A 24,487-nucleotide genomic window follows, 5' to 3' on the forward strand; every position below is an offset into this window, starting at 1 on the left:
CGGCCTTTTATCAACCAGGGAGGACTTCCATGAATTTCACGCGACGTAACCTCATGGCCGGCGCTGGTGCTGCCGCAGCATCGACGCTTCTCGCCCGCGCCGCCGGCGCGCAGTCGTTTCCATTCACGCCGAACCAGCGCTATCCCGATCCCGCCGTCCAGATCCTCGATCCGAGCTTCGGCAAGTACCGGCTCTATTCCTCGACGGTCGAGCAGGTCGCGACCGGCTTCCGCTGGGCCGAAGGCCCTGCTTATTTCCCCGAAGGCGGCTATCTCCTGTTCTCCGACATTCCCAACAACCGCATCATGAAGTTCGACGAGAAGACGGGGCAGACCAGCGTCTTCCGCGCCAACGCCAATTACGCCAACGGCAATGCCAGGGATCGCCAGGGCCGCCTCGTCACCTGCGAGCACTCGGTGACCCGTCGCATCACCCGCACCGAGAAGGACGGCAAGATCACCGTGCTCGCGGACAAGTTCGAGGGCAAGCGACTGAACGCGCCGAACGACATCGTGGTGAAGTCCGACGACAGCATCTGGTTCACCGATCCCCTGTTCGGCATCAACGGCGAGTGGGAAGGCAAGAAGGAGAAGGCCGAACAGGCCACCACCAACGTCTATCGCATCGCCAAGGACGGCAAGATCAGCGCGGTCCTCACTGATCTCGTCAATCCCAATGGCCTTGCCTTCTCGCCGGACGAGAAGAAGCTCTACATCGTCGAGTGGAAGGGCACGCCCAACCGCAGCATCTGGAGCTACAATGTCGGCGACGACGGCACTCTCAGCGGCAAGACCAAGCTGATCGATGCCGCCGACCAGGGCTCGCTCGACGGTTTTCGCGTCGACCGCGACGGCAATCTCTGGTGCGGCTGGGGCTCCAACGGCGCGCTGCAGGGCGAGCCCACCGAGATCGGCGGCCGCAAGGTGTTTCAGCTCAAGGCAAAGCCCGAGGATCTCGACGGCGTCATGGTGTTCAACCCTGAGGGCAAGCCGCTCGCCTTCATCAAGCTCCCCGAGCGCTGCGCCAATCTCTGCTTCGGCGGCCCGAAGAACAACCGCCTCTACATGGCGAGCAGCCATTCGGTCTACGCGCTGTATGTGGAAGCGCACGGGGCGGTGTGACATCTGAATCGCGGCGCATGTCCGTGGGATTACGGGCATGCGCCGTGACGCGTTCGCATCATGAGATCCTTCTCGCAGCGAAAGGGACTCCGTTCCGCCATTTGCAACGCTTTCTTAAAGTTAACGCGGCAATTTCGGACGCAGATTGTCTGAAGTGCGCGCTTGAGGATGTTCTCGGGTGCGATTGTCTCATGAATATTGCCCGAGATTGCTCGAATGCTCCGTCGCTGCCTTCGCATTGCGATATGCACTGGAGTAGGCGTGGGCTCTCCCGTCGGACTGACGGCCCGAGCGCAGGTCACCGCGCCAAGTCAGCTCACGCCGCAGGATCTGCGTCCGCCCGCTCTGACGGGTGAACAGACGACGATTCTTCCGGGGGCATCGGTCAACGCACCTCCGGCAGGCGATCGCAACATGACGGTGTTGCCGAGCGAAGTCCGAATCGACGGGGCATTCGTCGAGCTTGCAGGCGCCGGCAGCGCCCTGGCCGCGGAAATTCGCGGACGACGGGTCAGCGTGACCGAGATCTACGCGATCGCATCCGCCCTGGAACGCCTCTATCACGAGGCTGGCTATCCGCTCGTGCGCGTCGCGGTGCCGCCACAACATCTCGTCGATGGCGGCGCGTTGCGGCTCCTGGTGGTCGACGGCTTCATCGAGGCGATCAATGTCGACGCTGTGCCGGCTCGCGTGCGGCCGGTCGTTGCAGCTCGCACCGCTGGATTGATCGGACGCAGGCATCTGCGGCTCGCCGAGCTCGAGCGGGCGTTGCTGGTCGCGGGTGACCTGCCGGGCCTCGCGCTCCGGAGCACGCTGATGCGCGGTGATCGCGAGGGGGGTGCCAAGCTCATCCTCGACGGCGCGCATCGCCTCGTTTCGGCGTCGGCAGGCGCCGACAATCGCCTGCCGGCTTCGGTCGGTACGTGGCAGCTTCGCGGCACGATGGCCGTGAACAGTGCGCTCGGACTGGGAGAGCAGGCCTACGGCTCGGTCGGCCTTGGCGCCAATATCGAGGCTGCGGCCCAGGGGCAGGCGCCGCTCGCCGTCTATGGCGGCGGCTTGGTCGTTCCGGTCGGCGTCGATGGCGTGACGGTGAATCCGGAGTACACCCACTCGACGACCCGGACGCCGCAGGCGGCGGGCGTCGTCGGCTCGCTCGGCACATTCGACCGCGTCGCGGTGCGGCTGCGGACGCCAGTGAGCCTCACGCGCGCATCGTCGATCTACGCGAATGCTTCGATCGAATATATCGATCAGCAGATCGGGGCGCCGGCTTTCGGCGTGATGCTGAGCCACGACCGTTACGCCGTCGCCCGCTTCGGCTCGGACTATGCTGCCACGTTGCCGTGGGGCGCCGGCATCCAGGCCGGCGTGACATTTTCGGGCGGGCTGGGCGGCCGGGACCTGGCTGATGCCGCGTCATCCGGGGTCCCGCTGTCGCGGCTCGGCGCGAGCCCGGAATTCACCAAGCTGACGGGCAGCTTTCATCTGGCGCAGCCGCTGCCGTGGGGCGCCCGTTGGGACCTGATCGGCGCTGGGCAGTCGAGCTTCGGCAAGCCGATGCTGCGTTCGGAGCAGATCTCGCTCGACGGCGCGGATGCGGTCTCTGCCTTCGCGTCGGGTACACTGACCGCGGATCAGGGCGTGACACTGCGCAGCGAATTGTCGCGTTCGTTCAGGCTCGACGCTGCTGGCGCGACGCTGTCACCTTATGTCTTCGGCGCAGCCGGTCGCGGCTGGCTTGCGAACGCGACCGTCATCGAGCGGTCGACATTCAGCGCTGGATCGGTCGGCGCGGGCTTGCGCAGCGCCACAGATGGCATCGGCGTGCTGCCGGGAGCTTCCCTCGGGCTCGAGGCCGCGCGCGGCTTCACCGATCTGCCGGGCGCGCGCCTCGGATGGCGCGCCAACGTCATCGCCTCGATGGCCTATTGATGGCTGCCCATCGCCCGAGGGCAATGCTGCCGATGCATCGCGCAGGAGCAGCGGCGCTGCTGCTCAGTTTGCCGGTCACGCCGTTGTGCTCGCCAACACATGCGCAAGCCGTGCTGCCGCAAGGCGGAAAGGTTGTCTCGGGCCAGGCCAGGATCGACGCCGCCGGCAACGCGCTCACGATCACGCAAAGCTCCTCCCGGTCGATAATCGACTGGAATGCATTCTCGGTCGGGCAAACCGGCACCGTCAATTTTGTCCAGCCGAATGCCGCCTCGGCCACGCTCAACCGCGTTACCGGCCAGACCTCGTCGGTGATCGCCGGCAGGATCAACGCGAACGGTCAGGTCTTCCTCGTCAACCCGAACGGCATTGCCATCACCTCGACCGGCACGGTCCAGGTCGGCGGCGGCTTCGTGGCCTCGACGCTCGATATCGATGCGGCTGACTTCAATGCCGGGCGTCTTGGCTTCACCGGCAAAGGCGCATCCGCGGCGGTCACCAATGACGGCGTGATCTCGGCCGCTCCCGGCGCTTTCGTCGGGCTGATTGGCGGCACCGTTTCGAACCGCGGCACCATCAACGTGCCGCTCGGCAAGGTCGGTCTCGGCTCGGGAGAAGCGGTGACACTCGATCCGACCGGCGACGGCTTTCTTCAGGTCGCGGTTCCCACCAGCGCGACCGCGGCCAGCGGCCGAGCCCTGATCGATGTCTCCGGCCGCATCAAATCGGCCGGCGGGCGCGTCGAGATCAAGGCCGCAACGGCGCAGCAGATGGTGCGCGACGTCATCAATGTTTCCGGCTCCGTCACCGCACGCAGCATCAGGGGCCGCAGTGGCAACATCATCCTCGATGGCGGCGACGGCGGCGCGGTTACTGTCTCGGGCAGGCTCGCGGCCAATGGTGGCAAAGCGAGCAAGGGCGGCGTCATCGTCGCGACCGGCCGCAAGGTGGCGTTGACGTCGACCGCGCGCGTCTCCGCCGATGGTGCGACCGGTGGCTCGGTGCTGATCGGCGGCGACATGCGCGGCGGTATCGATGCCGCGGCGAAGCTCGTGAGCATGTCGGTGCGAACGGCCGAGACGACGTCGATCGACGAAGGCGCGATCATCTCGGCCAACGGACGCGCGAGCGCCGGCGGCAATGTCGTGATCTGGTCCGACGCCGTGACCGATTTTCGCGGCACGATCACCGCGACCGGCGCCGGGGCAGGAGCGGGCGGCGCCGTGGAGGTCTCCAGCCATGGCGTGCTCGGATATGGCGGCTATGTCGACGTCACCGCCGCCAGCGGCAGCACCGGGACGCTGCTGCTCGATCCCTACAACGTGACGATATCGACCGGCGCCAACAGCAACATGTCCGGCAGCACGCCCTTCACGCCGTCGGGAAACAGCTCCGTTCTCAACGTGACCACGCTGCAGACCGCGCTGGCGTCGGCCAATGTCACGGTCAATACCGGCGGCGCCGGGGCGCAGAGCGGCGATATCACGGTCGCCAATGCGGTGACCTGGAACAGCGGCAATTCGCTGACCCTGACATCGGCGCGGGACATTCTGGTCAATGCCGGCATCACGACCAATGGCGGCGCTCTCAACCTGAACGCGGGCCGCGGCGTCACCGTGACCAACGCGACCATCAGCACGTCCGGTGGCGGTCTGAGCGTGACCGGCAGCACCACCGACGGCACCACGGGCATCACGCTCAACGGCGCCACCATCAGCGTCGGCACCGGTACGGCCACGCTGACGGGCACGGCGACCAACGGCAAGGGCGTCTTCTTCACCATCGCAACCAACACGCTCACGGCGAGCGGAGCGGGCTCGATCACCATCAACGGCAATTCCAGCACCACCGTCACCAATTACGGGGTGGCGATCAACACCAGTCTCACGACCTCCGGCTCGGTCTCGATCTCCGGGACCAACACCGGCTCCGCATCGCAGGCCTATGGGCTCTACATCAACGGCGGCAACACGATCACCGACAGTTCGGGCAATTTGACCCTCAGCGGCACCTCGACGTCGGCCAACGGCGTCTGGGTCAATTCCGCGACGACCAACTTGACCAATTCGGGCGCGGGAATGCTGGCGATCAACGGCACCAGCGGAAGCCTCAACGGCATCAGGATGAACACCAGCACGAGCCTGGTGACGTCGGGCACGGTCACGCTCGCGGGCAGCTCCACCAGTGGCTCGGGATTCTCCGCCAAGGGCAGCAACACGCTGACGATATCGAGCGGCAATCTGACGATCACCGGATCGACCAGTTCCGGATCGCTCGGCATCGACCTGTCGTCAAGCGGCAATACGATCACGAACAGCGGCAGCGGTACGCTGACGCTCAGCGGCACCGGCGGCACCAATCTGGCCGCCACCATCACCTCCTCTTCCGGCGTTCTCGCGATCAGCGACACCAGCGCGGTGACGCAATCGGGCGGAATGATCACGGCCGGCAATCTCCTCTTGTCCGGCGGCGGCAGCGTCTCGCTTGGTCAGGCCAATCTGGTCGGCACCATCGCGGCCACCGGCATCGGCTCGATGTCGTTTCTCAATAATCAAAGCCTGACTATCGGAACCGTTCAGGGCACGTCGGGAATTTCCGCGCTGGCCTCGGCAAGCGTCACGATCACGACCAGCGGCACCAGCGACATCACGGTCACCAATGCGGTGAGCGGGAGCAGCGGCAATACGGTGAGCCTGACGGCCGGGCGGGACATTCTCGTCAATGCCGGCATCACGACCAACGGCGGAGCGCTCGCGCTGAACGCCAGCCGCGCCGTCAACATCGCCAATGCGACCCTTGCGACATCAGGCGGCAATCTGACGGCCAGCGGCTCGACCACCGACAGCACGACGGCCTTTACCCTCAACGGTGCCACGATCAGCGTCGGCGGCGGCACGGCCACGTTGAGCGGCACGAGTTCGACCTCCGGCATCGGTGTCCGCTTCACGACGACAGCCAGTGCCTTGAGCGCGAGCGGCAGCGGCTCGATCACCGTCACCGGTCAATCCGCCAGCACCAATGGCGTTCAGGCCGACGCAAATCTGACCACGACAGGGTCTGTTTCGATCTCGGGAACGTCGAACACCGCAATCGGCGTGCAGTTCGGAGCGGTGACGTTCAACGTCGCGAGCGGCAATGTCGCGATCAACGGAACGTCGAGCAGCACTGCAGGCACGGGATCGACCATCGGGACGCGCTTTGCCGGCACCACCGTAAGCAATTCGGGCAGCGGGGCCGTCACGATTCAGGGAACGTCGAATGACGCCGGGGCCGCCAATTCAGGCAGCGCCGGCGTGCTCTGGAGCGGGACGAGCTCGCTCGCCAATTCCGGCGGCGGCAGCCTTGCGATCAGCGGCACGAATACGTCCGGCTATGGCGCCGAGGTGAAGACCTCGGCGACGTTGACGACATCGGGCGCGATGTCGATCTCGGGAACATCGAGCTCGGGCTACGGATTTTTCCTGGCCAGCGGGACCACCGTGACGGCATCGAGCGGAAATCTCAGCCTGTCGGGCAGTTCGAGCTCGACCATCGCCATGAGACTCCGGGGCAGCTCGATCAACAACAACGGCACGGGAACGCTGGCGTTGATCGCATCGGGCGATACCGACCTGCATGAATCGATCTCTTCGACGAACGGCGTTCTGAGCTTCTCGCAAAGCGGAACCATGACGCAGGCGACCGGCACGATCACCGCGGCTCATCTGTTGCTGTCTGGCGCGAGCGGGACCTTTACGCTCACGGCGAGCGGAAACAGCATAGGAACCCTCGCGGCCAATGCCGGCAGCGTTGCGGTGACCGACGGCGCTTCGCTCACGATCGGGACGGTCGCGGGAACGTCGGGCCTCACCGCGACAGGCGCCGCGACTATTCAAACATCGGGCGATCTCACCCTCGCATCGCCCGTCAGCGCCGCGAGCCCGGTGCTCTCCGCGTCCGGCGCCTTCATCAACAATGCCGGCAGCAGCGCCGTGATCGCCACATCGGGACGGTGGCTGATCTATTCGAATACGCCCAGTTCGGATGTCTTTGGCGGGCTGGACAGCGGCAACACCGCGATCTGGAATGCCACTTACGCGACGATGCCGCCGGCGAGCGTCACTGCCTCGGGCAATCGCTATCTGTTTGCTTATCAGCCAACGCTGACTTTCACGTCGACCAATGCGAGCAAGACGTATGGCGCGGATGCGACCTCTGCCGTCGCGTCAAGTTATGGCGTCTCCGGCTATCAAGGCGTCAGCGGCGCCTTTACCGGCGACAGCGCCGGCTCGGCGTTTACCGGAAGTCCCGTGGTGACCTCGAGCGGATCGGCCGCGAACGCCTCCGTCAGCGGAGGTCCCTATGCCATCACGATCACACAAGGGTCGGTGTCGGCGACATCGGGCTACGCGCTGGCGTTCAGCAGTGCGGGCAGCCTGACGGTTAATCCTGCGCCGGTGATGGTGACCGCGCTCGGCGGCTTCTCGTTCTACGGGCTGTCGGCAAGCAATCCGGGCCTGTCGGCCGCGGGCCTTCAGAACGGCCAGTCCATCAGCGATCTCACCGGCCTCTCCAACTCCTTCGGCATCAGCAAGACCAGCCCCGCCGGAAGCTATACGCTCAGCGTGACCGGCACGCTTTCCAACCCAAACTATGTGCTGGCCGGCACGGTCAACGGGACCTGGCTGGTCTATGCGCCATCTCCCGCGACGTCGCTTCCAGTCGAGCCGACCCGGTTGTGGCTCGCGGTGGATGGCATCAATCACCGGATCGATTCCAAAGGCAATTGCAGTCACGGTTCGAGTCCGCCATGCCTTGAAGGCCGGCAGGCCATCAACCAGCTCGCAGAAGGATTGCGCGCATCGCTACGGTAGTTGCCGCGTCCGGGGTGCGGGCGCCGTGCATTGGGTCGCCCGGATGGAGCGAAAGCAAAATCGGGGAACAGTGTCGCTGGCCGCACGGCTCCCGGATTTCGTTGCGCCCGCGACCACGTCAGGCCTCCGCCATTCCCGCCGCCCACAGCGCGAACGCGTAGACGATGGCGACTTCGTCGAGCCGGTCGAATCGGCCCGAGGCGCCGCCATGGCCGGCGCCCATGTTGGTGCGGAGCAGAACCGGGCCGCCACCCTTCATCGTGGCGCGCAGGCGCGCGATCCATTTGGCGGGCTCCCAGTAGGTGACGCGCGGATCGGTCAGCCCGCCCATCGCCAGGATCGCCGGATAGTCCTTTGCCGCGACGTTGTCGTAGGGCGAGTAGGACAGGATCGTGCGAAAATCCTTCTCGCTCTCGATCGGGTTGCCCCATTCCGGCCATTCCGGCGGCGTCAGCGGCAGGGTGTCGTCGAGCATGGTGTTGAGCACGTCGACGAACGGCACTTCGGCGACGATGCCGGCGAACAACTCGCCGGCGCGGTTGGCGACCGCGCCCATCAGCATGCCGCCGGCCGAGCCGCCATGGCCGACGATGCGTTTTGCGCTGGTGTATTTCGCCGAGATCAGCGCGCGGGCGCTGGCCGAGAAGTCGTCGAACGAGTTGGTCTTCTTCTCGCGCTTGCCGTCGAGATACCAGCCCCAGCCCTTGTCGGCGCCGCCGCGGATGTGTGCGATGGCGTAGACGAAGCCGCGGTCGACCAGCGACAGGCGGTTGGCGTTGAACGAGGCCGGCATCGCCATGCCGTAGGAACCGTAGCCGTACAGCAATAGCGGCGCCGAGCCGTCGAGCTTCAGCCCGCGGCGATGGAGGATCGAGACCGGCACCTCGGCGCCGTCACTCGCCTTCGCCATGATGCGCGTGGTGACATAGTCGGCCGCGTTGTGGCCCGAGGGAATCTCCTGGCGCTTGCGCAAGGTGCGCGTGCGCTTGACCATGTCGTAGTCATAGACCTCCGACGGCGTCGTCATAGACGAATAGGCAAAGCGCAGGTTAGTCGTCTCGAATTCGTAGGAGCCCATCGTATCCAGCGAATAGGCTGCCTCGTCGAAGGCGATGGCGTGCTCTTCGTTCGAGGCGAGGTCGCGGATCACGATCGACGGCAGCGCGTTGGCGCGCTCCAGCCGCACCAGATGGCCGGCATAGAGATCGAGGTCGATGATGTAGATGCCCGCACGGTACGGGATCAGATCGCGCCAGTTCTTGCGCTCGGGTGACGCGAGCGGTGCGGTGACGATCTTGAAGTCGATGGCATCGTCGGCATTGGTGAGGATGAAGAGCTGATCGCCGCGGTCGGCCAGCGAATATTGCACGCCTTCCTCGCGCGCCGCGACCAGAAGCGGCGGTGCCTCGGGGTTGGCGAGATCGATCAGCCGTTGCTCTGATGTCTCGTGGTCGCCGCCCGCGATCACGCAGAAGCGGCTGCTGGTGCTCTCGTGCAGATGGGTGAACCAGCCGGCATCCTGCTCCTCGTAGACGAGTGCATCGTCGGCCTGTTTGGTGCCGAGCCGGTGTCGCCACACCTGCATCGGCCGGTGATTGTCGTCGAGCTTCACATAGAAGAAGGACTTGGCATCCGCGGCCCAGACCACGCCGCCGTCCGTCTCCTCGACGAGATCGTCGAAATCCTTGCCCGATGCCCAGTCGCGCACGCGGATCGAGAAATATTCCGAGCCGTTGGTGTCCGCGCTCCAGGCCTGCAGCTTGTGATCCCAGGAGTGTCGGCTGCCGCCGAACTTGAAATATTTATGGCCCTTGGCGAGCGCATCGCCGTCGAGCACGATCTCGCCTTCGCCGCCGTCGCGCGGCATGCGGCCGAACAGCTCGTGCTGGCCGCCTTCGCGGAACCTGCGGAAATAGGCGAACGGGCCATCCGGCGACGGCACGCTGGAATCGTCTTCCTTGATCCGGCCGCGCATCTCGCGCACCAGCGTCTTCTGCAAGGCCCCGGTGTGGCCGAGCAGGCTCTCGGTGTAGACGTTCTCCTCGTCGAGATATTTGCGGATATCGGGGTCGAGCACCGCGGGATCGCGCAGCACCTCCTGCCATTTCGCGTCCTTCAACCAGGCATAGTCGTCGGTCACGGTGATCCCGTGCCGCGTGAAGGAATGCGGCCGGCGCGGGGCGACGGGGGGCGGGGAAGGGGTTTTGGCCTGGGTCACTCGATCCTCATCATCTGTCGTTCGCGCGGCGCACTTTCTTCACCTCGCCCCGCTTGCGGGGAGAGGTCGGATTGCATCGCAGATGCAATCCGGGTGAGGGGGACTCTCCGCGAGTCCGACTGTTACCGTCCCTGTGGAGACTCCCCCTCACCCTGACCCTCTCCCCGCAAGCGGGGAGAGGGGAAAAAGTGCACCGCATTCTCCTTATATCGTCCCGATTCCGAGAATTGCCAGCGCGGAAGTTCCGAGGGTTGCGCCAAGAACCTGAGAAGAACCTGTGCCAAGGCGCCGGGTTGTTGATCCGCCTCTTGTGTGCTTTGAGGGGCCATATCCCCGCCGTCGGTCCAGCCTGATGCTGTTCAATTCCTATCCGTTCATCCTGCTGTTCCTACCCGTCGTGCTGGCCGGCTATTTCTGGCTCGGGCGGCGCAGCAATCTGGCGCCGGTGATCTGGCTGGCGCTGGCCTCGATCGCCTTTTACGCCATCGGCAGCTGGCAGTTCGTGGCGCTGCTGCTGCTCTCGATCGCGTTCAATTACGGCGTCGGTCATCTCCTGATCGTGGCGAAGCTCGGCCCATCGCAGCGCAAGGCGGCGCTCGCGCTCGGCGTCGCCGGCGATCTCGTCGTGCTCGGCATCTTCAAATATGCCGGCTTCGTCGCCGAGAACGTCAATGCGCTGTTCGGCACGCATGTGGCGGTCCACATCCTGCTGCCGGTCGGCATCTCCTTCTACACCTTCACCCAGATTGCGTTCCTGGTGGATGCCTGGCGCGGCCGGGTCGCCGCCTATGCGCTGCCGCATTACGCGCTGTTCGTGACTTATTTCCCGCATCTGATCGCGGGGCCGATCCTTCACCACAAGGACATGATCCCGCAATTCGAGCGCGAGGAGACCAAGCGGCCCGACGCGCATCTGATGCTGTGCGGTGTTATCATCTTCGCCATCGGCCTGTTCAAGAAGACCTGCCTTGCCGACGGCATCCAGCCGCTGGTCGCGCTCGCCTTCGAGGCGCGCTCGCCGAGCTTCGACCAGGCCTGGTGTGGTGCGCTCGCCTATACGTTCCAGCTTTATTTCGACTTCTCCGGCTATTCCGACATGGCGATCGGGATTTCGCTGATGTTCGGCATCTTCCTGCCAGTGAATTTCAACTCGCCCTACAAGGCCACCAGCATCGTCGATTTCTGGCGGCGCTGGCACATGACGTTGTCGCAGTTTTTGCGCGACTATCTCTACATCCCGCTCGGGGGTAACAGGCGCGGCCGCGTGCTGCGTTACGTCAATCTGATGATCACCATGCTGCTCGGCGGGCTCTGGCACGGCGCGGCCTGGACGTTCGTGGTGTGGGGCGCGCTGCACGGCGCCTATCTCTGCGTGAACCACGCGTTCAATGCGCTGGTGCCTGACGTGCCGGCGTTACTGGCGCGGCCTGTTCGTATCGCAGGCGCCCTGCTGACGTTCCTCGCCGTCGTCGTCGCCTGGGTGTTCTTTCGTGCCGCGAGTGTGGAATGGGCGCTGCGCGTTCTGCATGCGATGGCCGACCCCACGAATATCGTGCTCGGCCGCGAGGAGATCGCGGCCCTCGTCCTCATCGCCGTCTACGCCGCGCTGGTGTGGCTGGCGCCGAACACGCAGGGCCTCATGGGTTACGACCACGGCAATCGCAGGGTCGGCGAGACCTTGCGGGCCGGGCGCATGCGGCCGCTGGTGCTCTATGCGGCGTCGCTGGTGCTGGCCTTCGGCATCCTGGGCATCCAGAGCCACAGCGAATTCATCTATTTCCGGTTCTGATGCGCAGCGCTTTCACACATGTCGGGCGTCTTCTGCTCGCGAGCATCGTGTGCGTAGCGGGCGCCGCATTGCTCGTCTATGCCGTCGATCCTCTGCAGCTCTTCCGCCCGTCGTCGCGTGCCTTCTATTCCGACGACACGCGCGTGCAGAATGCCGGGCTGATCCGCAGCCAGCGGTTCGACACCGTCTTCATGGGCACCTCGCTCGCGATTCATTTCCGCCAGAGCGACATCGATCGCGCGCTCAATGTGCATTCGCTCAAGCTGGCGATGACCGGCTCCAATTCGCGCCAGCAGGCCTTCGTGCTGGAGCAGGCGATCGAGCACGGCGCGCGGCGCGTGATCTGGGAGATGGACGATTTCATCTTCGTCGACGCCGCCGACATCGAGACGGATCCCTATCTGTCCGTCGATCTCTATCGCGGGACGGCGAAGGGCATCGCCTCCTATCTGTTCAGCGCGGCGATGGCGAAGGAATCCCTGTTCACGCTGCTGCGCTCGGTTCCGCCGCTGCAGGGGTCGCTGACCCGGGCCGCGCCTTACCTCCCGGTCAAGTTCGCGCTGCCGGATGTGGACGACATCTACGCGCTGCCGCGTGATTTCGACGTCGCTCGCGGCTACAACGCGGCGAAGACGCGCGCGGCCTTCGCCTACATCACCAGTCCCGTGCGCAGCCGCTTTCTCGGCGAAGGCTATGGCTTCGATGCCATGGTCCGGCATTTCGAGCAGGATGCGCTCGCTCTGGTCGCGCGCCACCCCGAGGTGACTTTCGACATCTATTTCCCGCCCTATTCGATCCTGCAATTCGTCGCCATGCGCGACGCCTCGCCGCCGACGTTGAAGATCGTCATGGACCTGACCGCAATCGCCGCGCAGCGCCTGACGCAGCTTCCCAACGTGCGCCTGCACGATTTCCGCGCGATCAAGGCGGTGACGCACGATCTCGACAATTACGGCGACGTCATCCACCATTCGCCTGTCATCGATGCGAAGGTGTTGTCGTGGCTGGCGCGCGGGGAGTATCGGGTCGATCCGAAGGCGCCGCTGAAGCCGCTGGATGAACTGAAGGCGCAGGTTGAGGCGTATCGCGTGCCGAAGTAATCGCGGCAAACTCAGCCGTCGTCCCTGCGAACGCAGGGACCCATAACCCCAGGCAAAAGTTTTGCGAAGACTCGTAGTCAAAGGCCTTCGGTACAGCGGCCGCGCCCAATCGATAGATCACGCGGTATGGGTCCCCGCGCCCGTGCGCAATTGCGCACTAGGCAGGGACGACAGCTGCCGTAGCCCGCATGAGCGAAGCGATATGCGGGGCCTCGCGCAAGATCCCGGGTATCGCTTCGCTCCCCCGGGCTACGACAGCGGAATTTGTGGGCCCGCTTACGCCGCCACCTCGTCCCCGAGATACGACACCGCCGCTTCCAGGCCGCCCTTGCCGTGCGGGATCTTCAGCGCGTTCAGCGCGACCTCGACTACGCCCAGCGTGCCGAGCAGCATCGGCGCATTGACGTGGCCCATGTGCGCGATGCGGAAGGCCTGGCCCGAGAGCTCGCCGATGCCGGTGCCGAGCACGACGCCGCATTTGTCCTTGCAATAGCGCTGCAGCACCGCCGGGTCGTGGCCGTTGCTCATCGTCACCGTGGTCACGGTGTTGGAGCGCTCGCTGGCCTCGGCGACGTTGAAGCCGAGCACCTGGCCTTCTGTCCACGCGGAGACCGCGCGGCGCGCGGCTTCGCCGAGCAGGCTGTGGCGGCGGAAGGCGTTCTCCAGTCCTTCCTCGTGCAGCATGTCGATCGCCTTGCGCAGCGCGAACAGCAGGTGCACCGGCGCGGTGCCGGCGTATTTGCGATAGTTTTCGGTGCCCTCGCGCTCGCTCCAGCTCCAATAGGGCGTCGACATGTTGGCCTTCTTGTGCACCTCGAGCGCGCGCGCATTGGCGGCGACGAAGCCGAGGCCGGGTGGCGTCATCAGGCCTTTCTGCGAGCCGGACATCGCGACGTCGATGCCCCATTTGTCCATCTCGAACGGCATACAGCCGAGCGAGGCGACGGTGTCGACCATGTAGAGCGCGGGATGGCCGCTCGCCTTGATCGCTTTGCCGATCGCCTCGATGTCGTTCTGCACGCCCGAGGCCGTGTCGACCTGGACCACGACGACGGCCTTGATCTTGTGCTCGGTGTCGCGGCGCAGGCGCTCCTCGACCTCGTGCGGGCGCACGGCGCGGCGCCAGTCGCCCTTGAGCACCTCGACCTCGGCGCCCATCAGCGCTGCCGCATTGCCCCAGCCGATCGCGAAGCGACCGCTCTCCAGCACCAGCACCTTGTCGCCGCGCGACAGCACGTTGCTCAGCGCCGCTTCCCAGGCGCCGTGACCGTTGGCGATGTAGATGTAGGACTTGCCCTTGGTCGCGAACAATTTCGAAATGTCGCCGAGCAGGCTCTCGGTCAGATCCAGCATCTCCTTGGAGTAGATGTCGATCGCCGGACGATGCATCGCCCGCAGCACCTCGTCGGGCATCGTGGTGGGCCCGGGGATGGCCAGAAACTCCCGGCCCGCGCGAACGGTCATTGCTATCGGTCCTTGTTGCCAGAGAACAGGATGGTGGGTTGCTGAATCACGTTTTACGCGTGGCCCGGTCCTGAGAAAAGCACGTAAAATGCAGGTCTGCCGTGGTTTTTTGTTTTGGGCATGGTCTTTGTCGGAAAACCGCTTCGCACTTTTCCGGACCATGCCCTATCGCTTCGTCTCGCGGCAGCCGGCGGCTTCGGCCTCTTCCACAGAGCAGAACCAGCGGGTGCCCTTGCTGATCTTCATCTTGATCTGGGTGTACCAGCGGCTGGTCGGCTGGTGGAAAATGCACTCGCCGGCGCTGTTGACGTTGCCCTTGATGGTGCAGTCCGGGGAGGGTGCCACCGGCCCCGAGGCGGAGGCGAGCAGCACCGCATGCGCGCCATCAGGCGGTTTGGTGGCGCCGAGGATGGTCGTCTTCTTGTTGCGGACGCGCCAATCCCAGGGTGCGATGAAGGCGCCCTGCCACATCCCGGCTTTGGCTTCACGTGCGGCCGCCTCATCCGGCTCGTAATCCTTGGAGAGGCGGGTGTAGGCCAGCGCCCAGCCGCTGCGCACCAGCCATTTCTGGATGTCCTCGCCGCCGACCTCGCAGCGCGCCACGGTGCGGCCGCGCCGGTCGATCGAGCGGGTGTGGCAGACCCAATTCTTGCCGTCGGCGTATTTGGCGAGCTCGTCGCGCGCCGCGATCCCGCAGGTCCAGCGCTCGGCCTTGGTGTTGAGGCAGAGCTGGTCGACCGCGGGCGCGTCGATGCCGCCGAGCCGGATCCGCGTGTTGCCGATCATGACGGCATCGCCGGAGCGGACCTTCGCCGTGCCGGTGATGTCGGCGGCCTCGGCCAGTGACGGGAGAGCGAGGAGTGACAGCGCAATCAGGATCTTTCGCAACATGCCGGTCCGCGTGTGATGAACATCTCGATAAGCCGCGCAATTGTGGTCGGCTTTTGGCCGCGCGGCCAGCTTATGCCCATCGATTGAGCTTTCAACTTCCCGTCATTGCGCGACGGCCTCTCTGCGCGTGTCCGGGCCGCGCCGCGTCCGGGGCACGAGACCTACCTCACCCCCGCGCCATCGCACGCTTCGCCAGCGCCAGTCCCATCAGCACGAAGGCCGAGGTCACCTCCGGCCCGCCGACCAGGATCCGCGTCGGGGTCTTCATCTTGTTCCACTCATAGGCGCGGAACGGGCCGCGGCGGCCGCCTTCGCCAAGCCCGGCGACGATGACGTTCAGCGCCGGCGCGAAGGCGCGCGGGTCGGCGCCGAGATGGCCGAGCGCGATCAGCGCCAGCGCCGCGTCGAACACGTTCATCTCCGCGGCCATCAGCTCGCCCTTGACGTAAGACAGCACGCGGTGACGGATGAAGTCGAAATCGCCGTCGGGATCGATCACAGCCTGCGCCGCCAGCGGCAGCGCCAGGAAGGCGGCATAGCAGCGGCCGAAATAGGCGCTGTAGAGCTCCGGCAGGTAATAGATGTGCGAGCGCGGATTGGCGAAGGCGCCGCTCGCGGCCAGCCGCTTCTGGAAGCCGATGATGCGATGCACGGTGGCCAGGCGCGACGGCGTTTCCAGGACCTTCCAGCGCGCCAGGTTGCGAAAACTCACCTCGAGAATGTCGAGATTGAGCGTGGGGTCGAGATCGTTGCCATAGGGCCGCTCGCCCCTGAGGTTGTCGATCCAGGTCGCGACCCCGCCCTCATAGTCGATGTTGTCGTTGAGCGGCACGGTCACGCGCGGCGCGTTGACGCCGGCCTGGACCTGATAGCCCGAATAGAAGTCGAGCAGCGGCTGGTCGATGATTGGATCGGTGCAGCCGGCCTGGGTTGCGGCCGAGATCGAGCACGCCGTGGTGTCGCAGTCTGGCACGTAGATGCCGAAGCCGAGGTCCTGCTTGATCTGCGCGAAATAGCGCGAGAAGCGCGGATGCGGCGCGGGCGCCAGCGCCGTAACGACGTTGAAGCGCGCGCCGTCGATGCTCTCGACCTCCTCGCGGCTGATGTTGACGCAAAAATCCACCATGTCGGCGATGGCGCGCTCCGATGCGACCTTGTCGGCCGGCGAGGCGAGCCCGGTCTCGCCATAGCTCAGCAGCGCCTCGATGAAGAACGCATCGTAATAGGCCGAGCGGTGGCGGATCTGCACCGGCTCCCACATCGGCTCGGCGATCCCTCGCCAGGGCGGATTGACGACCGCGGCGGCCTTCGAGCGCGCGATGAAGACGCGGGCGAGGTTGAACAGCAGCGAGGAGTTCTTGTAGCCGCGGGCGTTGAGGCCCGTGAGCGCCATGATCAGTTCGCGGCCGCGGAAGTCGGGATCGCCGATCAAATTGAAGGCGGCATAAGTCGGCAGGAAGCCGTTGCGGCGGTACGAGCCGAGCAGATGCTGCGCGCAATCGCGGATGATGCCGTCGATCTGCGCCTGGGGCGGCGCCGAGCCGGTGAACATCGCCGGCGGTGGCCTGGGATGATCAGCCGTGATGCTGTCGACGAGATCGGCGACAGGCTGGCCGACCGCCGCCCAGTCCGGCTCGGCCTCGTCGCGGGCGCGGACCAGCGCCGCGCGCAGCGCCGTCATCCGGGCCTCGTCGCGCAGCTCCGGCAGACCGGCCCGCCGCAGCAGCACCCGCAGCGCGGGATTGCCGAGCGCGGTCTTGTAGAACTTGGCCAGATGCGGATCGCCGCTGGCTGGAAGCGACAATACGGGATCGCACACGTCGTACAGCGAAGGACCGTCCTTGGGCGCCAGCAGTGCCCGGCAGGCGGCGCCGGCAAAATATTGAAAGCTCATAAAATACCTGGTCGCGGGGGACTTTGGCGGGGTTTTGGCCGGGGGCCGGCCAGCGCGCTCCCAACCACGCGCCACCCCCTGCAAGTCGTTGAAAAAGCTACCCGGATTCGCAGGAAATACAAATGTGACTGATGTCACGGAAAAACTCGGCATGAAGGCTGCAAGATGGCCTCTCGGAAGGCCCTCCGGGAGGAAAAAACGCACAAATCTGGGCGATGAAATTAACGAACATCTTCAATCGCTTAGTTCAATTTTTGGGCAATCTATTGCCGGGGAGGCGATATCCGGTTAAGGGTTTGTTTGGTGCGGCGCCGCAAATTGCGCGCAATTCGGGGGCACATCCCCGGCCAATCCCTCAAACCTAAAGACGCTATCGCGCTACTCAAACAGTGTGCGCGCGCTTGGCTGGTCTTTGGCACTGACAGGAATGAAGCGAGATGAATTTCAGGCAGCTCGACATTTCCCGACGCACCATTGCGGTGGCCGCTGCCCTGATCGGCACGGTCTCGCTCGTGATCGGCGCCCACGCTGCCCTCAACATGCGCGCGATCGACGCCGCCAAGGCCGTCTCGACCGACCAGATCACCGGCTCGATCGGCGGGGCCTCGCGCCTCGCGCTGGTCATCGGCAATGGACATTATCCCGACGCCAGCGCGCCGCTGACGCAGTCGATCAACGACGCCCGCGCGCTGTCCTCGTCCCTGCGCAAGAGCGGGTTTGACGTCGACATGGTCGAAGACGCGACCAAGGACGACATGGTTCGCGCCGTGGCCCGCCTGAAGTCCCGCATCAAGCGCGACACCGTCGTCATGCTGTTCTTCGGCGGCTACGGCGTCCAGGCCGGCCGCGAGAGCTACATGCTGCCGGTCGATGCCGTGATCTGGAAGGAAAGCGACGTCCGCCGCCAGGGCGTCTCGATCGACGGCGTGCTCGACATGATGAAGGAGCAGGGCGCCAAGGCCAAGCTCGTCGTCGTCGATGCCTCCCGCCGTAACCCTTACGAGCGCCGCTTCCGCTCCTACAGCCACGGTCTCGCGCCGATCAGCGCGTCCGACAATGCGCTGATCCTCTCCTCCGCCTCGCCCGGCAAGGTCGTCGACGACGGCAAGGGCGAGCACAGCGTGCTCGTCAGCGAGTTCCTCAACAACCTCAATACCAAGGGCAGCGCCGAGAGCGTCTTCAACAAGACCCGCGTCGCCATCTCCCGCGCCAGCGAAGGCGATCAGGTCCCGAGCGTCTCCTCCTCGCTGCTCGAGGACGTTCATTTCGGCGAAGCCGGCGGTTAGGTTTTCTCAAGTCTACGGTCTCTCGTGCTCCGGACGCGGCGCATCATGCAATGATGCGACGCTGAGCCGGGGCCCATTTTTTTAGACGATTGCCGTGTGACGAGATGGGTCCCGGCTCTGCGCAGCAGCGTTGCCGGACGATGCTACGCATCGCCTAGGCTGCAGCGCGTCCGGGACACGGACGATCCTACTTCGCCGCTTCCGCGGCCATCACCGGGCGCACCGGGTCGCCTTCACGCAGCAGCGCGCCGGCGCGGGCGACGACGACGTCGCCTTCGTTGAGGCCGTCGCGCACCTCGATATTGCCGCCCGACATCAAGCCGATCTCGACACGCTTGGTCTCGACGCGGTTGCGGCGGATCACCTGCACCACGGTGCCGGCCGAGGAATATTGCACTGACGTCAGCGGCACCGCGACGTTGCAGCTCTGCCCGGTCTTGATCAGCGCGCGCCCGCTCGCCTTCAGCAGCAGCCGCTTCTGCGAGGAGATGCCGATATAGACCATGCCCTGCTGGATGTTGGGCTCGACGGTCGGGCCGATGCGGCGCACCTTGCCCTCGACGTCGCCGGCGCCGGCGATCCGCACCGTCGCCGGCTGGTTGACGGCGAGCTTGCGTACATCGGTGGTGGCGACGAGGCCGACGAGATCGTATTCGCTGCGCGCCACGATCGTGAACAGCGCCTCGCCCTTGGCCGAGGCGAAATTGCCGATCTGTGCGGTCGATGTCGCGATCACGCCCGCCACGGGTGCGGTGATCTGCAGAGTGCCGCCCTCGGGGAGCGCCAGCCGCGCCAGCACCTGGCCCGCCGTGGTGGTGTCGCCGGCTTCCGCCAGCACGTCCGTGACCTTGAGGCCGGGCCGCTCGGGCCGCACCGAGGTTTCCTCGCGCGCGATGATCGTGCCGGTGGCCTCGACGATGTCGGAGAAGCAGGATTTGGCGACCTTCAGCACCGTGACCGCGGGCCCCTTGGGCGCCTCGTCGTCGGCGGCTCCGGCCGGGGACTGACCGAGGACGAGCAGGCCGGCCACGGTCGCGGGATACAGGCTTCGAACAACGGCACGGGACAAATGACGCATTGGAAATTCCACGGGGGCTATGCCTCCAATCGATAGCAGATGGCGGCCGCGCGGACTACGGCAGCGTCGCCCTCGGGAAGGACGTCACGCAGCCGCCGATCCGCGCGGCAAGTCTTTGATTAGTCGCGGGATTGGCGAACAGGTTCGCGTTTTATGGGCGCGGGCCGCTGCCCGGCCTACTTCCAAAGTGCGGACTCTCACGGTCTTCTCATCTGCCAGGGCCGCCTGTATGGAACTAGGATCAGGATGGCGCGGCACTGCGGCCGCATGGGCTCACGGTCGAGAGGCGGGATGCAGCGGTTCGTTTGCGAGCAGAACATCGTTCATTTCGAGCGGCTGCTCCATGAAACGGGCGATCCGACGGTGCAAAGCACCGTGCGCGCACTGCTGGCGTCGGCGAAGCGCCAGTTGGCACTGCTGAACTCGGCGGCGTCAGGGGCCGATACCACGCCGCTCGAGCAGCGCCGGCGGCAGCACGGCGACGCCGACACGATCCGCCGCCAATTCCAGCCCGAATTCGATGCCTCGCCGCATCCCTATATGCTGCTGGATCCGGGGCCGGGCCTCGTGATCGTCGACGTCAATGATGCCTATGCAACGGCGACCCTGACCGGCCGGGCCGAGATCGTCGGCCGGTCGCTGTTCGAGATATTCCCCGACAATCCCGACGATCCGCTCGCCGATGGCGTCAGCAATCTCTATGGCAGCCTGAGGATCGTGGGCGAAACCGGGCGGGCGCATGCCATGGCGGTCCAGCGCTATGACATCCGCGATCCCGGCGGGACCTTCGTCGAGCGCCATTGGCAGCCGATCAACTCGCCGATCCACGACACGGCGGGCCATCTGGTCTACCTGCTGCACCACGTCGAGGACGTCACGGCGCAAATAACAGGGCAAGCCGCGGGGCGGCTGTAAACGCCGCTCAGCCGCGGCGGTCGCCCGCCAGCTTGCCGCTGGCCCGGTCGATGAAATGCAGCCGCGTGCAGGCCGGGCAGGACACCGACACATGCGTGCGGTCGGCCGGCTCGTCGCCGAGCCGGTGCTGCACGTTCATGCCAGTCTGGGGGCATTTGAAGACAATCTGGCGGTCCATGACCAAGATATGACGGCAAGGACCGCCTTCCGAAATTACGGATGTTTACGTAGGTCGGCCGGCCCCTCACGGCAGGTTCAGGAACTCCACCCAGTTCGGCTTCTTGCCGGTGGGGTAGGATTTCAGCTTGGCCAGCGCGCCGCTGCCCTGGTCGATCGCATAGACCGTCATGCTGTCGGAGAGTTCGCCGACCGCGGCGAGGTAGCGGCCGGAGGGGTCGATGTGGAAGCCGCGCGGCTGCTTCTCGGTCGGCACGCTGCCGATCGTGGTCAGCTTGCCGCTGGCCGCGTCCACCTTGTAGGCGGTGAGCGTGTTGGTGGTGCGCTCGGAAGCATAGAGGAAGCGGCCGTCCGGCGTGATGTGGATGTCGGCGGCCCAGGGCTTTCCGTTGAAGCCCTCCGGCAAGGCGGTGGTGCGCTGGATCTCGTCCCAGGCGCCGCTCTTGGCTTCGTAGGCAAAGGCCGCGACGTCGCCGTTCAGCTCGTGGATCAGATAGACGAACTTGCCATTGGGGTGGAACACGAAGTGCCGCGGCCCTGATTTTTCCGGCACCTTGTGCGCCGGCGGGTCGCTCGGCGTCAGCGTGCCCGATGTGGCGTCGAACGCAAAGGCCAGCACCTGGTCGGAGCCGAGATTGGTCGCGAACACGAAGCGGTTGTCGGGCGAGGGCAGGAAGGCATGCGCGTTCAACCCGGTCGGGATCACCTGCTTCGGCTCGCCGGCAACGCCGTTTGCGCCAAGCGGATTCAGCGCGACCTTGTTGCCGCCATAGGAAGCGCTGAACAGGAACTTGCCGCTGTGGTCGATTGCGATATTGGCCATGCTGTCGGCGAGCGGGCCGTTGCCGATCGGGCTGAGCTGGCCCGTCTTGGGATCGATCGCAAAGCTCACCGCCTGAAACGGCTGCGAGCGCACACCTGCGATCAGCACGCGATGGTCGGGCGTGATCGCGAGCGGCGTCGAGGAGCCGGGCTTGTCGATACCCTTGAAGGTGGCCGTCTGCACCGGCGTCATCTCGCCGCTCTCGGTCATCTTGAACACGCTGATGTCGTTGCTGTCGGCGTTGCCGACATAGGCGAAGGTCTCGGCCATGCCGGCGCGGACTCCAGAAATGAGAGTGAGGACAGCGAACAAAGTGGTGGCGATCGCAGCGCGTGGCGCTTTGGTTGCGATGCGGCGGGTCGGTCTCAACATGGGTTCCTCCTGAAAGCCGCGCCCGCGGCATTGTCGTTTTGCCCGTGAGGATAGCGGGCGGCGCGCCGCCGCACCAAATTCCAATTGGGATCGATCGATGCCGAAATTGTATCGGTCGCCGCCGGTGGCTACCGCACCGCAGCCGTGCGCGAGGGCAGATGCGGGCTCGATGGAGGGGCGGGTGGTCCGAGCAGGGTCCAGACCCCGACCGCAACCAGTGCGGACGTCAGGATGGTCCAGGCGATGAGGCGTTTCCGCATCCGGTCGAATCCGTCGATGTCATGGAGGTCGGGCACGGCGGAGATCGTGCACTGCAAACCGCGGCAATCCTATGAACTCGTTCACAGGCGAAATTGGCCAGGCAATACGAACCAAAGCCGCGCCAGCGCATTGAAGGCGCATGCCCCGCGAAAACGATCTTGAAGGCAAGCCCGACATGGGTGGCAAGCATGGCGGCCAGGCCGGCCAGCCGAAGTCACCGCCGCGTCCGCGCCAGGGCGAGCGCGACGAGGACGTCGTGGCAAAGCGCCACACCGGTCAAACCGATCAGGCCCCGCCGCCGACCAAGTCAAAATAGCGCCTCGCCGCGCGGTCGTGCCGCGCCTCGCGTCGGGAACGGCGGCACCGCCTTGCCGTTACCCCGGTCCCGCGGGCGGGTGAGATGAAGACGGAGGCTGGCTCGTGTTTTGGATCTATTGGGACACCGCCTGGTCGCTGATCATCAGCGGCATCTGGGTCGCCACCATCGTCAGCCACCCCGATTCCGAGTTCGTCGAAGTGCAGGCTGCCAGACGGCAGATGTGAACGATCCTCTTCGTTGAAGCGTTGTCGATCCGATCGCGCCTTCGCCTCACGGCGCATTCGCGGTCCGAGGTCCGGTCTGGATTCGCCTCCGTTTCCGGGCCTCGTCCCCTGCATTCCCCGGGGGTCGCCGCTACGGCGTGTACCTCCGAAGCAGATCGCGACGGCAGGACTGCGCGCCGCGCGAGGAAGCCCCGCGCCGGGCATTTGACCTAGATCATGTAGAGGCTGCTCGTTTCATGGAGTATCCGCTCACTCTGTGAGGTTGAAGTGTCGATCGATCATTCGCGAATTTCGTCGCCGGCGTTCCGTTCGAAAATCATGTCAGCCGACGAGGCCGCGACGCTGGTGCCACACGGCGCGAATGTCGGCATGAGCGGCTTCACCGGATCCGGGCATCCGAAGGCGGTTCCGATGGCGTTGGCGCGCCGGATCGAGCAGGCGCATGCGCGCGGCGATCAGCTTCGGATCGGCGTGTGGACCGGCGCCTCGACCGCGCCCGAGCTGGACGGCGCGCTCGCCCAGGTCGACGGCATCGAGTTGCGCCTGCCCTATCAGTCCGATCCGGTCACGCGCGCGCGCATCAATGCCGGTGCGATGGACTATATCGACCTGCATCTCAGCCACGTCGCGCAGTTCGCATGGTTCGGCTTTCTCGGACATCTGGACGTCGCGCTGATCGAGGTCGCCGCTATCCTGCCGGACGGCAGCCTGGTGCCCTCGGCCTCCGTCGGCAACAACAAGACCTGGCTGGATCAGGCCGACCGCATCATCCTCGAGGTCAATTCCGGCGTCAGCACGGCCCTGCACGGCATGCACGACATCTACTACGGCACGAGGCTGCCGCCGCATCGCAAGCCCATTCCCATCGTGTCGCCCGGCGACAGGATCGGCGAGAGCACGTTTCGTTGCGATCCGAACAAGGTCATCGCCGTGGTCGAGACCAATGCTCCCGACCGTGACACCACCTTCACCCAGCCCGACGCGACGTCGAAGGCGATCGCCGGCCATATCCTCGAATTCTTCAGCCATGAGGTTCGCCGCGGCAGGCTGCCGCCGGAATTGCTGCCGCTGCAGTCCGGCGTCGGCAACGTCGCCAATGCCGTGATGGAAGGCCTCGACGAGGGGCCGTTCGGCCGGCTGACCGCCTACACCGAGGTGCTGCAGGACGGCATGCTGAACCTGCTGCGTTCGGATCGCATGATGCTCGCGTCCGCCACCGCGCTGTCGCTCAGCGCGGACGCGACCCGGCAGTTCAACAGCGAGATCGACCGGCTGAAGCACAAGATCGTGCTGCGCACACAGGAGATCTCGAACCATCCGGAGGTCATCAGGCGGCTCGGCGTCATCGCCATGAACGGGATGATCGAGGCCGACATCTACGGCAACGTCAACTCCACCCATATTCGCGGCACCGCCATCATGAACGGCATCGGCGGCTCCGGCGATTTCTCCCGCAATTCCTATCTGTCGATCTTCATGACGCCGTCGACCGCGAAGGGCGGAACGATCTCGGCCATCGTGCCGATGGTGACGCATGTCGATCACACCGAGCATGACGTGCAGATCATCGTGACCGAGCAGGGCCTTGCCGATCTGCGCGGCCTGTCGCCCAAGCAGCGCGCGGCAAGCATCATTGGCAACGCGGCGCACCCGTCGTTCCGGCCTGCGCTCCAGGACTATTTCGATCGCGCCTGCCAGCTGTCGCCCGGCAAGCACACACCGCATCTGCTCGACGAAGCTTTCCACCTGATCAAGGCGACCGGCTGA

The 24,487-nt window shown here is 65.4% G+C and carries 18 protein-coding genes; 10 read left to right on the forward strand and 8 right to left on the reverse strand.

The genetic code is table 11. The annotated features are described in order from the left end of the window. The first annotated feature begins 29 nt into the window (after window positions 1-29). The 3 genes from QRQ56_RS15490 to QRQ56_RS15500 all read left to right on the forward strand — a co-directional run bounded on the left by QRQ56_RS15490 (window position 30) and on the right by QRQ56_RS15500 (window position 7,909). Window positions 30-1,121, forward strand: coding sequence for an SMP-30/gluconolactonase/LRE family protein (locus QRQ56_RS15490; protein WP_438741229.1), 1,092 nt, complete (start codon window positions 30-32; stop codon window positions 1,119-1,121). Window positions 1,122-1,535: 414 nt separating this feature from the next. Further along, a complete protein-coding gene (locus QRQ56_RS15495; protein WP_438741230.1) occupies window positions 1,536-3,056 on the forward strand; it encodes a ShlB/FhaC/HecB family hemolysin secretion/activation protein in 1,521 nt (506 codons plus the stop codon). Continuing rightward, window positions 3,056-7,909, forward strand: coding sequence for a beta strand repeat-containing protein (locus QRQ56_RS15500; protein WP_438741231.1), 4,854 nt, complete (start codon window positions 3,056-3,058; stop codon window positions 7,907-7,909). The genes QRQ56_RS15495 and QRQ56_RS15500 overlap by 1 nt, the downstream gene beginning before the upstream one ends. Before the next feature lie 118 nt (window positions 7,910-8,027). Here the strand turns inward: QRQ56_RS15500 and QRQ56_RS15505 are convergent, their stop codons facing one another. Then, window positions 8,028-10,127 (reverse strand): S9 family peptidase, encoded by a 2,100-nt coding sequence (locus tag QRQ56_RS15505; protein ID WP_438741232.1) that lies wholly within the window; start codon window positions 10,125-10,127, stop codon window positions 8,028-8,030. A 352-nt stretch (window positions 10,128-10,479) separates the two neighbouring features. On the opposite strand from QRQ56_RS15505, the gene QRQ56_RS15510 reads away from it, so the two are divergent. Together QRQ56_RS15510 and QRQ56_RS15515 are read left to right on the forward strand one after the other, a co-directional pair. Then, the gene (locus QRQ56_RS15510) at window positions 10,480-11,916 is read left to right on the forward strand and encodes an MBOAT family O-acyltransferase (RefSeq protein ID WP_438741233.1); all 1,437 of its coding nucleotides are present in this window, start codon (window positions 10,480-10,482) and stop codon (window positions 11,914-11,916) included. Then, window positions 11,916-13,016 (forward strand): hypothetical protein, encoded by a 1,101-nt coding sequence (locus tag QRQ56_RS15515; RefSeq protein ID WP_438741236.1) that lies wholly within the window; start codon window positions 11,916-11,918, stop codon window positions 13,014-13,016. The genes QRQ56_RS15510 and QRQ56_RS15515 overlap by 1 nt, the downstream gene beginning before the upstream one ends. Window positions 13,017-13,292: 276 nt before the next feature. On the opposite strand, the gene QRQ56_RS15520 is transcribed toward QRQ56_RS15515, so the two are convergent. The 3 genes from QRQ56_RS15520 to QRQ56_RS15530 all read right to left on the reverse strand — a co-directional run bounded on the left by QRQ56_RS15520 (window position 13,293) and on the right by QRQ56_RS15530 (window position 17,265). Next, a complete protein-coding gene (locus tag QRQ56_RS15520; protein WP_438741237.1) occupies window positions 13,293-14,480 on the reverse strand; it encodes a pyridoxal-phosphate-dependent aminotransferase family protein in 1,188 nt (395 codons plus the stop codon). 165 nt (window positions 14,481-14,645) lie between these two features. Further along, window positions 14,646-15,371 carry a thermonuclease family protein gene (locus QRQ56_RS15525; protein ID WP_438741239.1) on the reverse strand — a complete coding sequence of 242 codons (726 nt, stop codon included), beginning with the start codon at window positions 15,369-15,371 and terminating at the stop codon, window positions 14,646-14,648. A gap of 166 nt (window positions 15,372-15,537) precedes the next feature. Continuing rightward, on the reverse strand, window positions 15,538-17,265 hold the full coding sequence (locus tag QRQ56_RS15530) for a hypothetical protein (protein WP_438741241.1): 1,728 nt from the start codon (window positions 17,263-17,265) through the stop codon (window positions 15,538-15,540). Window positions 17,266-17,702: 437 nt separating this feature from the next. On the opposite strand from QRQ56_RS15530, the gene QRQ56_RS15535 reads away from it, so the two are divergent. Further along, entirely contained in the window at window positions 17,703-18,551 is an 849-nt protein-coding gene (locus QRQ56_RS15535) for a caspase family protein (RefSeq protein ID WP_438741243.1), read from the forward strand. A 187-nt stretch (window positions 18,552-18,738) separates the two neighbouring features. Here the strand turns inward: QRQ56_RS15535 and QRQ56_RS15540 are convergent, their stop codons facing one another. Then, entirely contained in the window at window positions 18,739-19,629 is an 891-nt protein-coding gene (locus QRQ56_RS15540; RefSeq protein ID WP_438741246.1) for an efflux RND transporter periplasmic adaptor subunit, read from the reverse strand. A 291-nt stretch (window positions 19,630-19,920) separates the two neighbouring features. Here QRQ56_RS15540 and QRQ56_RS15545 point away from each other — a divergent pair, with 291 nt between their 5' ends. After that, the gene (locus QRQ56_RS15545; RefSeq protein WP_438741248.1) at window positions 19,921-20,544 is read left to right on the forward strand and encodes a PAS domain-containing protein; all 624 of its coding nucleotides are present in this window, start codon (window positions 19,921-19,923) and stop codon (window positions 20,542-20,544) included. Window positions 20,545-20,551: 7 nt separating this feature from the next. Here QRQ56_RS15545 and QRQ56_RS15550 read toward each other — a convergent pair whose 3' ends face one another. From QRQ56_RS15550 to QRQ56_RS15560, 3 genes are all read right to left on the reverse strand, one after another. After that, window positions 20,552-20,722 carry a hypothetical protein gene (locus QRQ56_RS15550; RefSeq protein ID WP_438741249.1) on the reverse strand — a complete coding sequence of 57 codons (171 nt, stop codon included), beginning with the start codon at window positions 20,720-20,722 and terminating at the stop codon, window positions 20,552-20,554. Window positions 20,723-20,788: 66 nt separating this feature from the next. Beyond that, window positions 20,789-21,916 carry a lactonase family protein gene (locus QRQ56_RS15555; protein ID WP_438741252.1) on the reverse strand — a complete coding sequence of 376 codons (1,128 nt, stop codon included), beginning with the start codon at window positions 21,914-21,916 and terminating at the stop codon, window positions 20,789-20,791. A gap of 128 nt (window positions 21,917-22,044) precedes the next feature. Continuing rightward, window positions 22,045-22,176, reverse strand: a complete 132-nt coding sequence (locus tag QRQ56_RS15560; RefSeq protein ID WP_438741255.1) for a hypothetical protein — start codon at window positions 22,174-22,176, stop codon at window positions 22,045-22,047. Window positions 22,177-22,316: 140 nt separating this feature from the next. Between QRQ56_RS15560 and QRQ56_RS15565 the strand changes: the two genes are divergently transcribed. The 3 genes from QRQ56_RS15565 to QRQ56_RS15575 all read left to right on the forward strand — a co-directional run bounded on the left by QRQ56_RS15565 (window position 22,317) and on the right by QRQ56_RS15575 (window position 24,487). Then, window positions 22,317-22,493 carry a hypothetical protein gene (locus QRQ56_RS15565; RefSeq protein ID WP_438741258.1) on the forward strand — a complete coding sequence of 59 codons (177 nt, stop codon included), beginning with the start codon at window positions 22,317-22,319 and terminating at the stop codon, window positions 22,491-22,493. 104 nt (window positions 22,494-22,597) lie between these two features. Continuing rightward, the gene (locus QRQ56_RS15570; RefSeq protein ID WP_438741260.1) at window positions 22,598-22,720 is read left to right on the forward strand and encodes a hypothetical protein; all 123 of its coding nucleotides are present in this window, start codon (window positions 22,598-22,600) and stop codon (window positions 22,718-22,720) included. A 318-nt stretch (window positions 22,721-23,038) separates the two neighbouring features. Continuing rightward, window positions 23,039-24,487 carry an acetyl-CoA hydrolase/transferase family protein gene (locus QRQ56_RS15575; protein ID WP_438741261.1) on the forward strand — a complete coding sequence of 483 codons (1,449 nt, stop codon included), beginning with the start codon at window positions 23,039-23,041 and terminating at the stop codon, window positions 24,485-24,487.

The organism is Bradyrhizobium sp. U531 (assembly GCF_051710265.1).
In the GTDB taxonomy this organism is placed as follows: Bacteria; Pseudomonadota; Alphaproteobacteria; order Rhizobiales; family Xanthobacteraceae; genus Bradyrhizobium.